Source organism: Nonomuraea sp. NPDC049784 (assembly GCF_040659615.1).
In the GTDB taxonomy this organism is placed as follows: Bacteria; Actinomycetota; Actinomycetes; order Streptosporangiales; family Streptosporangiaceae; genus Nonomuraea.
Genome location: NZ_JBFAMX010000001.1, coordinates 34,435 through 47,331 on the forward strand (window position 1 = coordinate 34,435; position 12,897 = coordinate 47,331).

General features: G+C 70.4%; 10 protein-coding genes. 5 read left to right on the forward strand and 5 right to left on the reverse strand.

All coding sequences use genetic code 11. The features are described 5' to 3' along the window. The first annotated feature begins 32 nt into the window (after positions 1–32). From purN to AB0J09_RS00180, 3 genes are all read left to right on the forward strand, one after another. The gene (gene purN, locus AB0J09_RS00170; protein ID WP_360682785.1) at positions 33–641 is read left to right on the forward strand and encodes a phosphoribosylglycinamide formyltransferase; all 609 of its coding nucleotides are present in this window, start codon (positions 33–35) and stop codon (positions 639–641) included. A 17-nt stretch (positions 642–658) separates the two neighbouring features. After that, complete coding sequence (gene purH, locus AB0J09_RS00175) at positions 659–2,197, forward strand: bifunctional phosphoribosylaminoimidazolecarboxamide formyltransferase/IMP cyclohydrolase (RefSeq protein WP_360682787.1); 1,539 nt, start codon at positions 659–661, stop codon at positions 2,195–2,197. A 729-nt stretch (positions 2,198–2,926) separates the two neighbouring features. Next, positions 2,927–3,103, forward strand: coding sequence for a hypothetical protein (locus tag AB0J09_RS00180; protein ID WP_360682789.1), 177 nt, complete (start codon positions 2,927–2,929; stop codon positions 3,101–3,103). Between the two features lie 339 nt (positions 3,104–3,442). Here AB0J09_RS00180 and AB0J09_RS00185 read toward each other — a convergent pair whose 3' ends face one another. Continuing rightward, entirely contained in the window at positions 3,443–3,619 is a 177-nt protein-coding gene (locus AB0J09_RS00185) for a hypothetical protein (protein WP_360682791.1), read from the reverse strand. Here AB0J09_RS00185 and AB0J09_RS00190 point away from each other — a divergent pair, their 5' ends adjacent. After that, entirely contained in the window at positions 3,620–3,742 is a 123-nt protein-coding gene (locus tag AB0J09_RS00190) for a hypothetical protein (protein ID WP_360682793.1), read from the forward strand. It begins immediately after the preceding gene. 212 nt (positions 3,743–3,954) lie between these two features. On the opposite strand, the gene AB0J09_RS00195 is transcribed toward AB0J09_RS00190, so the two are convergent. From AB0J09_RS00195 to AB0J09_RS00205, 3 genes are all read right to left on the reverse strand, one after another. Next, positions 3,955–4,857: an ROK family protein gene (locus AB0J09_RS00195; RefSeq protein ID WP_360682795.1), complete on the reverse strand. Its 903-nt coding sequence runs from the start codon at positions 4,855–4,857 to the stop codon at positions 3,955–3,957. After that, complete coding sequence (locus tag AB0J09_RS00200) at positions 4,857–5,678, reverse strand: hypothetical protein (protein WP_360682797.1); 822 nt, start codon at positions 5,676–5,678, stop codon at positions 4,857–4,859. The genes AB0J09_RS00195 and AB0J09_RS00200 overlap by 1 nt, the downstream gene beginning before the upstream one ends. A gap of 262 nt (positions 5,679–5,940) precedes the next feature. Further along, entirely contained in the window at positions 5,941–10,239 is a 4,299-nt protein-coding gene (locus tag AB0J09_RS00205; protein ID WP_360682799.1) for an NEW3 domain-containing protein, read from the reverse strand. A gap of 224 nt (positions 10,240–10,463) precedes the next feature. Between AB0J09_RS00205 and AB0J09_RS00210 the strand changes: the two genes are divergently transcribed. Further along, on the forward strand, positions 10,464–11,312 hold the full coding sequence (locus tag AB0J09_RS00210) for a bifunctional methylenetetrahydrofolate dehydrogenase/methenyltetrahydrofolate cyclohydrolase (protein WP_360682801.1): 849 nt from the start codon (positions 10,464–10,466) through the stop codon (positions 11,310–11,312). A 118-nt stretch (positions 11,313–11,430) separates the two neighbouring features. On the opposite strand, the gene AB0J09_RS00215 is transcribed toward AB0J09_RS00210, so the two are convergent. Then, positions 11,431–12,891 carry a benzaldehyde dehydrogenase gene (locus tag AB0J09_RS00215; protein ID WP_360682803.1) on the reverse strand — a complete coding sequence of 487 codons (1,461 nt, stop codon included), beginning with the start codon at positions 12,889–12,891 and terminating at the stop codon, positions 11,431–11,433. Between the last annotated feature and the right edge of the window lie 6 nt (positions 12,892–12,897).

A 12,897-nucleotide genomic window follows, 5' to 3' on the forward strand; every position in this document is an offset into this window, starting at 1 on the left:
GACCCCCACCCTGTTTCCTTTTTGGAGTGTGCGTGTCTAAGGCTGGGCGGCTCGTCGTCCTCGTCTCCGGCTCTGGAACCAACCTACAGGCCCTGCTGGACGCTTCCGCCGACCCGTCGTACGGGGTACGCGTGGTCGCGGTCGGCGCGGACAGGGATGGGATTGAGGGGCTGGACAGGGCAGCGAGGGCGAACGTACCGACTTTTGTTGAAAAATTGGGCGATTACGCGACGCGGGCGGAGTGGGATGCCGCCATCGCGGCCAGGATCGCAGAATACGAGCCTGACCTGGTGGTGTCGGCGGGCTTCATGAAAATTTTGGGTCCGCCGACCCTTGACGCCTTTCCCGTGCTGAACACCCACCCGGCGCTGCTGCCGTCGTTCCCCGGCGCGCACGGCGTGCGGGACGCGCTGGCCCACGGGGTCAAGGTGACCGGCTGCACGGTGATGCTGGCCGACGAGGGCGTCGACAGCGGGCCGATCATCGCCCAGGAGGCGGTGCCCGTACTCCCGGACGACGACGAGACGGTCCTGCACGAACGCATCAAGACCGTCGAGCGGCGCCTGCTCGTCGACATCGTCGGCCGGATGGTCCGCGAGGGCTGGACGGTCAGCGGACGTATCGTCCGCATCGGCAACTAAACAGGAGGGGAAAGCACGTGACTCGCATCGCCATCCGGCGCGCGCTGATCGCTGTTTACGACAAGTCCGGGCTCGAGGAGCTGGCCAGGGCCCTCGACGGCGCAGGGGTGGAGATCGTCTCGACCGGTGGCACCGCCGCCGCGATCTCGTCGTACGGGATCCCAGTGACGAAGGTCGAGCAGCTGACCGGGTTCCCGGAGTGCCTGGACGGGCGGGTCAAGACGCTGCACCCGCGCGTGCACGCCGGGCTGCTGGCCGACGTCACCAAGCCGCACCACGTCGCCCAGCTGGAGGAGCTGGAGATCGACCCGTTCCAGCTCGTCGTGGTGAACCTCTACCCGTTCCAGGAGACGGTGGCCTCCGGCGCGTCCGATGAGGAGTGCGTCGAGCAGATCGACATCGGCGGGCCCGCCATGATCAGGGGCGCCGCCAAGAACCACAACACCTGCACGGTCGTGGTCGACCCCGCCTTCTACGGCGACGTGCGCAACGCGCTGGCCGAGGGCGGCTTCACGCTGACCGAGCGCAGGCGGCTGGCCGGCATCGCCTACGCGCACACGGCCTCGTACGACGTGGCTGTGGCGAACTGGTTCGCGCGTACGCACGGGGACGGCGAGTTCCCCGAGTTCACGGGGGCCACGTACGAGCGCAAGGCCACGCTGCGGTACGGCGAGAACCCGCACCAGCGCGCCGCGCTCTACACGGGTGGCGCGAGCGGGCTGGCCAATGCCGAGCAGCTGCACGGCAAGGAGATGTCGTACAACAACTACCTCGACTCCGACGCCGCCTGGCGGGCCGCCTGGGACTTCGCCGAGCCGTGCGTGGCCATCATCAAGCACCAGAACCCCTGCGGCATCGCCGTCGGCGCCGACGTGGCCGAGGCACACCGCAAGGCGCACGCGTGCGACCCCGTGTCGGCGTACGGCGGCGTGATCGCCGTCAACCGCGAGGTCACGGTCGAGCTGGCCAGGCAGATCTTCGACATCTTCACCGAGGTCGTCATCGCGCCGTCCTATGAGGCGGAGGCGCTGGAGGTGCTGCGGGGCAAGAAGAGCCTGCGCCTGCTGGGCTGCCCGGAGGGGCCGTCGCGGCAGACCGAGTTCCGCGAGATCGACGGCGGCCTCCTGGCGCAGACCGTGGACAAGGTGGACGCGACCGGCGACTCGGCCGCGCAGTGGGAGCTCAAGACCGGCGCGCCTGCATCGCTCGAGCAGCTGGCCGACCTGGAGTTCGCCTGGCGCGCCTGCCGCTCGGTGAAGTCCAACGCCATCCTGCTGGCCAGCGACGGGGCGACCGTGGGCGTGGGCATGGGCCAGGTCAACCGGGTGGACTCGTGCCGCCTGGCGGTCGCCAGGGCGGGGGATCGGGCGGCTGGTGCGGTCGCGGCCTCGGACGCGTACTTCCCGTTCCCGGACGGGGCGCAGGTGCTGATCGACGCCGGCGTACGGTTCATCGTGGAGCCCGGCGGCTCCATCCGGGACGAACTGGTCATCGAGGCCGCCGAGAAGGCCGGAATCACCCTCTACTTCACCGGCACCCGCCACTTCTTCCACTAACCCAAGGCACCGGGCCGCCCTTACCTGGGCACCCGGGCCGCCGCTACGCAGCCACTCAGGCCGCCGTCCCACCACTTGGGACGCGGGCCACCCACTTGGACCTCGGGTCGCCCGCTACGGGGGCGCTGGACCGGGGCTGGCCCGCCATCACGGACACGGGTCGCGGGCCGCGGGTTGTGGCTGCGTGGCGCTTGGGTGATCGGCTACGGGGACTGGGGCGTGCCGGCGTGCCACGGGGAGACGGGTCGGTGGGCAGCGGATTATCCCGGTCGTGCCTAGGCTGCGCTCGGCGACCCGCTACGGGGACCCGGGGTGTGTGTGGGTGCGCCACCGTGGGCCCCTGGGTTGCGCGCTATGGGAGACCCGGGCTGCCGTTACGTGGCGCCCCGACCCGCCCCCCACAAGGCACTCGGACCAAGGCGGCGGCCCTCCGCAGGGGGCTCGGGGCCCATGACGAGCCTCCGGGCATGCCCGCCAAGGGCCTGTCCGCTCTCCACCCGCCACGCGGGACAAGGCCGGCCGACCGCCGTTTCGGGTGGGGCCGATGCATCCGGTGCAAGACGCTTGCCTCGCCCGCTCAAAGGAGCGCCTGTCCAAGGTGCGTTGATCGTCCGTTAAGGGGCGACATAGCCAATCATGTCGCTCTTTAGCCGTTTTAGAGGCAAGCATTCGTGAGATGCGGTTAGCCTGATGGCCCCTCTACCTTGCTGATCCCCCACGGAGTTCCCCTTGCTCGATCCGATCCTGCAGGCATTCGTCACCGTGAACGGCTTCGCCACCAGCCCCTTCATCCTCGTGGTGCTCGCCTTCATCGGTGCCTACCTCGGCAGCCGTGTCGTCGAGATCATCCCGTTCACCCGCCGGATCATCGAGCGCCGCGAAGCCCAAGCCGCCGAGCGCGAGTAGCACAAAGCCCCGCGGCCGGTGTGCTGCCCATTCCCACCGGTGGCTTGCTCGGGCCGTCGAGGGTCTCCCTTGAAGGTACGGCCCGCGACCCTAGGGCGGGGTTCTCCCTGGCGAGGATCCGTGCCCTTGTGGCAGGTGCCCCTTTCGAGGCCTGCGGCCCTGCCTCGCGTCGTCCCTCTCAGGGACAAGTACAGCCCTGTGACAGGTTCCCCTGGCAGGGAGGGACGTGGCCGTTTGGCAGGCGCTTCCTCGGAAGGACAAGTTCTCGTCTGGCGGGGTCAAGGCACTGGGTGCGCCACCAATCGGCAGGCACGTCGGGTTCACAGCGCTAAGTGTTCATCAGGGATCTATGCCATCGAAAAAGGTGTTGATCCATTGGGCCAACGTCACAGGGTGCGTGAGGATGAGCCCAGAGACGATGAGTGCCGGAACGACCACGAGGTAGCCGAGGATGAGTCCGGCCACCGCCAGGCCGTGCCCCGGCCTGAGGCCACGTTTGGTCTTCGTGGTGGCCACATGACCCAGACGACGGCCACGATGGACGGGATGCCGAACAAGCACCAACTGCCGAAAAGTCCGATGATCCCGAAGACGAGGCTGGCGACGGCGACGCCTGACGTCGGCGGCGGGGGCGGCTGATGACCCTGCGGTGCCGGAGGGCGGGGGTCAGGACCTCCGTAGGGAGAGTGCATATCGTCTCTGTCCCTGAAGGATCATCGGCCGCAAGGATCTCCCACTTCTCGTTACCGAACAAGAGCCGTGATCCGCTGTGCATGAGGTCCACCCCCGGCCCGAACCCGGCCACCACTTCCGGTCACAGCACCATCGGGCCGGCGACGCGCGCTGCCGGGCTACGTGTGCTGCCAGGCCAGGCGGGCGGCTCCCGCCAGGGCCGCGTGCACGCCGAGCGTGCTCTGGTGGACCCGTACCGCCCGGACGAACGCCAGCCCCGCCACGTCGTCCAGCATGCGCTCCAGCGGGTCGAACAGCACCTTTCCCGCCGCCGACACCCCGCCCCCGATGACCACCGTGGTGATCTCGACTGCGGCCGCCGTGGAGGCGATCATCCCGGCCAGCGCCCGCGCGCCGCGTTCGAACGCCGCCACCGCGACCGGATCGCCCGCCGCGGCGTCCCTGGCGAGCGCTCGCGCGTCCGCCTTCTCATCTGGGGCTGGCGACCAGCCGTTGTCCAGGGCCCAGCGGGCGAGATTAGGTCCGCTGGAGTAGCGTTCGACGCAACCCCGGCCGCCGCACTCGCACCGCTCGCCGTTGGGATCGATGGACATGTGGCCGACGTGTCCCGCGTTTCCGGTCGGCCCCAGCAGCGGCATGCCGTCGATCACCAGCCCACCGCCGATCCCGGTGGACACCACGATCCCGAGCAACGAGGCACTGTCACGTCCCGCCCCCAGCCAGTGCTCCCCGAGCGCGAAGCACTGCGCGTCGCCTGCGAGAACGGTGGGCAGCCCCGTCAGCTTCCGCACCTCCTCGCGCAGGGGGAAGCCGCGCCAGCTGGGCATGTTCACGGGGCTCACTGTCCCGGTGGCGAGGTCCAGCGGCCCGGCGCACCCGATCCCGACGGCTTCCGGTGGCGGACCGCCCTCGGTCACTTCCGCGATGAGCGCCGTCAGGGCGGACATGACGTCCGTACGTGGCGTGGGCCGCGTACCGGAACGCAACACGGAACCCTCCTCGTCCACCAATGCGGCGGCGAGTTTGGTTCCTCCGATGTCAATGGCAAGTACGTAGGTCATCAATGTTTGTGGTGGTTGTCGGGCTGGCGAGGATCGCCAGGGTGTTCCAGTCCGGGCACGAGTTCGACCTTCTTGGCGCGCATGTCATCCAGCCAGCGAGCGAAGATCCTCCGCCGCGCGGCATCCAGCAGCGTCGCTCCACTCCGGTCCTGTTGGGTCGGGGTGATGGCTTGCTTCGCTGAGGTGGGTGTGTTGCATGCGGTCGGTAGGGGAGGCCTTGGTGCTGGCCGTAGGGCGGCTCCTCGCTCTTCGAAGGGAGTGGCGATTGCGACGTGCCAGCCCAAAGTGTCCTGCACCGGGCCGACCAGGGTGCCGTATGGATGGCGTTGGAGCGCATCGGCAATTGCCGCAGGCAGGGAGTCGAGCGATGCCGGGCCGAGCGAGTCGAGGGCATCGGGCGTCGCGCGGTGGGCGCTCGAGTGGTCAGGGAAGAGGCGGTGCCGGATGAGGTGCTGCGGGGCGCCCTCGGCGGAGGCGGGGGATCGCCACTCCGGTGGGGCTTCCGCAGCGGCGGTGACGTGCTCGAACACGGCGCGCACCCACGGGTTGCCGTTGTAGGCGGCGGTGTTGATGGAGCCCAGTTCGACGGCGGCCACGCCCTCGAACGGCTCGGCCTCCACCGGATCGAGCCCCAGGTCCGATGCCAGCGCTTCGCACAGCGCTTCCGTGAGGATGACCTGGGTCAGCCACCTGGCTAGTTGACGGTCTTCCGAGCTTCCGGGCACGGGCAGCGTCGCGCGGAAGGGCCCGTTGCGCAGTTCGGCGATGCGTCGTTGGAGCCGCTCACGGGGAATCGGACGACCGTCGACCCACCCGGCCACCGCACCCACGCCGGGCGCCGAGGCCGCGCCGGCGGCAGGCGGGCGCACACGTACCGCTACCGGGCCACTTCCGGATGCGTGTGCGTGCGTGGTTGCCAGGTCACCTCTCGGCGCGTGCGCGGGAGCCGCCACCCGCCCATCTGCCGCAGGGTTCTTCAGGGGGTCACTTCCTGGCGCGTGCGCGGGAACCGTCACCCGGCCGTCTCCCTCCGGATGTGTGCGGGTGGTCACGGGGTCACCTCCTCCCGGAGGTATGGGGTCGTCACCGGGTCACCTCCAGGCGGATCGCTGGGCTGTACTGGCAGCGGCCGAACCACATGACCTTGGCCAGTGCCCAGGCGTGGCCGGTTGGTGCGTCCTCGGGCACCTCCACCGGGAACGACACGTCCACCGTTTCGCCCGCCGCGACCGTGAAGCCCTGGATGACCTCGGGGAGCAGGTGCCACGTCCCCCAGGGGGACGCGAGTTGGGACTCGCCGCGGATCTCGTCGGAGGTGGTGTTGGTGAGCCTCAGCACGAGGGAGGTGCTGGTGCCAGGGCGGAGGGCGAGAGCGTCGGTGAGGGGGGAGACGGACAGGCCGGTTGGGCGGGCCTCGGCGGACTTGGTGCCGCGGTCGGCCTTTGCGGACGAGGGCGGTGTGCCCTGGACCGGGAGTTCGGGGGTGCTGCCGAGGGCCACTGTGGTGACGTCTTCGATGAGCTGGCCGCCTACCGAGGTGCGGGCGGAGATGAAGTGCAGGCCCGTGGGCGGATGGGCGCTTCCGTCGGCCGCGGGAGTGGTGGGCGGAGTCACGGTGACCGGGAAGCGAAGGTGGCCGCCCGGGGGGAGGCGGAAGGCGCGTTGTGCCGGGGTGGCGCTCCAGCCTTCCGGGACGCGAAGGGTGACTAGACCCTCGTGGGGCTCGTCCGTCAGGTGGGAGGAGAGCACCACGTCCACGTCGAAGGGCTCTCCGTCCGACGGGGTGACCAGTCCAGGGCTGATCGCCAGGGAGATCGGCAGGTAGCCGAGCGGTGCCGGGCCCTTGTTGTGGAGCCAGTAGCGGGTGAAGACCGGCTGGGCCTGCTCTGCTGTGGGGCCGAGATCCGGGGTCGACTCCGGAAGCACGGTGCCGCGGTCCGCAGGGGTGTCCGGCTTGGTGGGTGAAGTGGTGGCCACGTAAGTGGCGATTTCGGAGCCGGTCAGGGGGAGGGCGGGGTCCGCGACCGGGGCGCCGGGGTGTTCCAGGAGGTCGGAGTGGGTCAGGGAGTGCAGAGGGAGGAGGGGGGAGGTGATCTCCGCGGTGGAGCCCAGGCCGGTGGATTCGACCAAACGGAGCGTCACGCCTTGGTCGGGCCCGGTGGTGTGGCCGTGGGCGTGCGGGTTGCCGGTGGCCTTGAGGGTGCCCAGGAGGACGTCTCGGGCGGGGGTAAGGGTCAGGAGGGAGTGGGTTTGGGGGAGACCGCCGGTTTGGGGGGTTGTGATGGCGCGCGGGAGCAGAGGCGTGATGTGCTCCTGGGCCTTGGCGGGGAGTTGCTGAGCTCGCCAGTCTCCCTCGCCGGCGACCAGCGAGTACGAGAATTCGTGCGTCCAGTGTTGGAGCTGGAAGCCTGAGCCGTCTGGCGTCGTGCGGTGAGGTGGGTCCAGCCAGATGCCGGATGGCCAGCCCGTGCAGGAGCGCATCAACGACAGGTGTAGTGCGCCCGACGGGTCGACCGCGAAGCCGGGAAGACCGTAGGCGAGCAGGGCGACCGTGCGGTTGTCGAGGCTCTCCGTGCCCAGGGGACACACCGCTTCGACTGTCGCGTCGTTCAGATCTGCCACCAGGTCGGCGACCGGGCCGTTGACGATCAGGGCCGGGAGGGCGCGTACGTCGCGTAGGTCGGCGCTCGGCTGCCAGACCTCCGCGAGGGGGCGTTCGGCCGGGACCCACACTCGGGACGCGCCTGACTTCAGGGCGTCCAGGTAGGCCGGGTCTGCTCGGGAGAGGACCTCGGCGGCCAGCGGGTTGGTGTCGGGGCCGCCCAGGATGATGCGTACGTCCGGGAGGTTCGAGTCGACGTCGAGCCAGCCGTACCTCGTGCCTGGAGCGGAGGAGGTGGTGGCGGTCACGCCCACGCGAGCCAGGGCCACCACCAGGTCGCGGGCTTCCGGCGCGTCCTCCAGGGTGGGCACCACGACCTCGGCCACGCCCAATGCCCGGGCACCCGCCTCGCCGAGATCGACCTTCGCCGTGGCGGACAGGCCGAACCAGGTGTTGGCCGGGTTGTCGAGCGTCCACGGGTGCTCTGCCGAGTCCACGTCGGGGAGCGCGAAGCCGCGGCCGACCACGGCGCCGGAGACGTCGGACACCGGCAGCGCGCCTTCGACGCGGGCCGGGAAGCGGACGCGGAGCAGGCGGTCGGCGCCGGTGTGGTCGAGCACGCGGGTGGTGAAGTCGATCCGGTCGGAGCCGGTCAGCAGGGTGACGGTCTGCTCGTAGGCGATCTCGCCGACCTGGCCGGTGAGGGTCAGGCGCCGACCTATCGGGCTGGCGTCGGTGCGTGCGGTGACTGCCTGCGTGTCGGCTGAGCCTACGGCCCGGCCCGTGGGAAGGAGATGCCAGGGGCCCTCGCCCATGTCCGGGTGCTGGGGATATTCGTCGTACAGACGGAGCTCGTTGCCGAGCCCGGTGAGGAGCTCCCGGCCGGATGATCGGTCGAGGATCGAGGTGAGCGCACCGCCTCGGGAGGGATCGGCCGTGACCCGCCATCGGTCGTTCTGGATGGTGATCGGGTCGGTGGCCCGCGCGCCGTCGGCAGTGTTGGTGGTGCCGTCGGCCGTGCTTGTGGTGAGGTCCTCGTCTGGAGTGGTGGTGAGGTCGTCGGCTCGGGTCGGACGCCAGGTGGCGGGGGAGCCGTTCACTATCTGGTACGTGCGCCAGCCCATTGACGGAACGTCGCGGGCCAGGAAGGTCAGCGTGCCGTGCTCCCGGACGGCGGGGATCTCGGCGCCCAAGGGGTCGGCCAGGGTCTGCCCGGCCGGCAGGGGCACGCGGACCAGGCCGTCGCGGGCGAAGGGGAGGGTGTTGGTCACCACCACGCTCGGCGCGTCCACGCCGATCCGGCCCGTCAGAGCGGCGAGGGCGTTGCCCCGAGCGGTCGTGGCCAGGTCGTATGCCTCTCGCCAGCCGGTCAGCAGGTCGATGTAGACCTGGTCGGACTCCGAGCCGGTGATCGCGTCGTGGTGGGCGCCGTAGGCCAGCTGACGCCACACCTTGTCGAGCGCCGTGTGCGGGTAGCGGCCGAGCCCGAGAAGGGTCGCGAACGTCGAGAGCCGCTCGGCGTCCAGCGCGGCCACCTCGGCGGCGCGCTGGGCCTGCTTGGTGTCGATGTACGACACGTCCTTGCCGGTGTAGATGGGGTTCATGTCGCGGGTCTGAGGACTGAATGACGACATGTCGGCGCGGACGGCGTTCAGGAAGTCCCGGGGGGTGGCGCAGACGAACCTGGGCCAGACATAACGGCTCGCCCACGTGCGGTGGATGTCGGTGACCCACTTGTTGGGCGGGGTGTAGTCGGTGCCGACAGGGAGAAGGATGTTCTTGGTCGCGGCCACCGGTTTGAGCGAGCGGTAGAGGTCGTAAACCGCCTGGCAGGCCTCGTCCAGGGATGGGGAGGAGTCCATCCACCAGCCCGCGGAGTAGTGGCCGGGCATGTAGTGCGTCAGGACCCCCTGGCCGGACGGCGAGATCCACTCGAACTCGCTGGGAAACTGCATCAGCGCGGCGTCGTTCTTGGCCTGCTTGAAGTTTTTGCTGATCGGACCCCACTGATGGAACGGCCCGCGCGCCCATGCGCTGCCGGTCAGCCCGGCCGCCGCAAGGTAGCCGGGGAACTGCGGGTCGTGGCCGAACACGTCGAGCTGCCAAGCGGTGCGCGGGTCGCCGCCCAGGATGTCGCGCTGGTAGCCGATGCCGTAGACGAGATTGCGGATCGTCGTCTCGGCACCGGTCAGGTTGGTGTTGGGCTCGTTGTACGTGCCGCCGATCAGCTCGACCCTGCCCTCGGCCATGAGCGCGCGCAGGTCGGCCCGCCGCTCGGGGTGGGTGTCGAAGAACGGCTTGAGATAGTCGACCTCGGCCAGCACGAAACGGTAGTCGGGGTCGCGTAGCGCCAGCTCGATGTGGGCCTCGACCAGCGCGAACGCGTTTCGCTCCCACAGCGGTCTGGTGGTGTCGTCGCCGGAGAGCAGCTCCCAGGGGCTGGTGTAGGCCGCCTGCGTGTTCCACCACACCGGGTCGTAGTGGAAGTGGGACACCATGTACATCGTCCAGCCCGGCTCCTCGGCCGTGACCGTGACCTCCAGCGACTCATCGGCCAGCGTGATCACGCAGGGCACGGCGCTGCCCGGCGGCACGGACACGGCCAGGGGCACTTCGAGAACGGCGGCGGCCGCGGGCACGGTCACCGGCTCGGCCAGTCGCACGCCCTCGCCGCGCAGCTCCAGCGGCGACTCGTGATCTCCCTGGGCAACGGTGACTCTCAGCACCTGTCGGGGCACGTCTTGGGAGCCCACGAACAGGTCGGTCGACTCTGCGGACAACAGGCGGCAAGGCAAGGGGGAACCTCCTGAGCATGTTGCTGGCGCCCGCAACACTAAGCCCTTCAAAGATCAATGACAACGATGTCAACGATTGCCTGTGGATAACTTGACCGGGGCTGCCTGGCGCCTGTGGATAACTCTTGGTCTGAGACACGCCGCCTGACGATGGCGGTGTCGGTCGGGTGGCGTGCAGAAGGTGGAAGCGGACATGGAAGGATTGCGGCATGAGCGCAGTGAAACTCGACGGCAAGGCGACCGCCGCCAAGATCAAGGCAGACCTCACGGCCCGGGTGGCCGCGCTCAAGGAACGCGGCATCACGCCCGGCCTGGGCACCGTGCTGGTGGGCGACGACCCCGGCAGCCAGATCTACGTCGCGGGCAAGCACCGCGACTGCGCCGAGGTGGGCATCGCCTCCATTCGCGTCGACCTCCCGGCGACCGCCACCCAGGCCGAGGTCGAGGCGGCCGTCGACGAGCTCAACGCCTCACCCGAGTGCACCGGCTACATCGTCCAGCTTCCGCTCCCCAAGCACCTCGACACGATGGCCCTGCTCGAGCGCATGGACCCGGCCAAGGACGCCGACGGCCTCCACCCGGTCAACCTCGGCCGCCTCGTCCACATGGTCGACGCCCCGCTCCCGTGCACCCCGCACGGCATCGTGCTGCTCCTGCAGGAGTACGGCGTGCCGATCAAGGGCGCGGAGGTGGCCGTGGTCGGGCGCGGCATCACGGTGGGCCGCTCGCTGGGCCTCCTGCTCACCCGCCGCAGCGAGAACGCCACCGTGACCCTCTGCCACACCGGCACCCAGGACCTGGCCGGCCACGTGCGCCGGGCGGACATCGTGGTGGCCGCGGCAGGGGTGCCCGGCCTGATCACCCGCGACATGGTCAAGCCCGGCGCGGCCGTCCTCGACGTGGGGGTCTCCCGGGTGGACGGGAAGATCGCCGGTGACGTGGCGCTGGACGTGGCGGAGGTCGCGGGCTTCCTCACCCCCAACCCGGGCGGCGTCGGCCCCATGACCCGCGCCCTGCTCCTGTCCAACGTGGTGGAGGCCGCCGAGCGCCTCCACTGAGCCACGCAATGCTTCCAGCGGGCGGCGGAACGGCTCCAGCGGACCACGACTCCGCCGCCTGGCTGTTCGAGGAGGGTGCGCAGGAGTTCCACGACTGGATCGTCCGCGAGTCCAAGACCTAGAACGGGTACACGGCGACGTCCCCCTGCATGGTGACCCACTGCGTCTCAGTGAAGGCATCGACGTTCGCCCTGGTCCCGCCGAACCGAGCCCCCGTCCCCGAGGCCCCCACCCCGCCGAACGGCGCCACGGCCTCGTCGTCCACGGTCTGGTCGTTGATGTGGACGATCCCCGTCGGCACCAGGTCGGCCAGCGCCAGCCCCTTCATCACGTCGCGGGTGAGGATGCCCAGCGACAACCCGTACTCGGAGTCCGCGGCCAGCGCCGCCGCCTCCTCCAGCGTGGAGAACGTCGTCACCGGCGCCACCGGCCCGAACACCTCCTCCGCGTACGCGGGCGCGGTCACCGGCACCCCGGCCAGCACGGTGGGCCGGTAGAACAGCCCCTCGTACGTCCCTCCGGCGGCGAGCCGGGCCCCGGCCTCCACGCTCGAGGTGACCAGCCGATGCACCCGGTCGCGCTGCCCGGCGTCGATGAGGGGCCCGAGCGCGACCTGCCCGGTGGCGGGATCGCCGACCGGAAGCCCCGCGGCCTTGGCGGCGAGGCGCTCGACGTACTCCTCGGCCACGGCCTCGTGCACGAGGTGCCGCCCTGAGGTCATGCAGATCTGCCCCTGATGGAAGAACGACGCCCACGCGCCCGCGGACACAGCCGGACCGAGCTCGGCGTCGTCGAACACGACCAGTGCCGAGTTCCCGCCCAGCTCCAGGTGCACCCGCTTGAGCAGGCGCGCCGCGGCCTCGCCGACCTTGCGCCCGGCGGCGGTGGAGCCGGTGAAGGAGATCACGGGGATGTTCGGGTCGGCGACCAGCGCCTGACCGGCCTCGGGACCGCCGGGCGGCACGTGCAGGAGCCCGCTCGGCAGCCCGGCCTCCTCGAAGATCCGCGCGATCGCGAACCCGCCGCAGACGGCCGTACGCTGGTCCGGCTTGAACACCACCGCGTTCCCCAGCGCGAGCGCCGGGGCGACCGACCGGATGCCCAGGATCAGCGGGAAGTTGAACGGCGCGATCACCCCCACCACCCCGACCGGCACCCGCCGCGCGAAGCTGAGCCGCTTGCGGGCCGTCGGCAGCACCTCGCCGAGGGGCTGCGAGGCCAGCGCCGCCGCCTCGTAGCACTCCTGCGCCGCCACGTGCGTCTCGAACCCGGCCTTGCCCGGCACGCCGCCGGACTCCCGGACGATCCAGTCCTGGATCTCCTGCTCGTGCTCCTCGAACAGCCGCCCGGCCCGCCGCAGCAGCGCCGCCCGCTCCTCGTACGGCGTCGCGGCCCACGCCCGCTGCGCGGATCGAGCCCGTACGGCGGCCGCCGCCACGTCGTCGGCGCCGGCCGTGCCCGCGCGGCCGAGTTCGTTGCCGGTAGCGGGCTCGATGACCGGGGCATCACCGGCCCGCGAGGCGGTCCATCCGCCGTCGAAGATCTGTCCCGTCCAGATCTTGGGGTCAAGGAACGTCATGGTGAG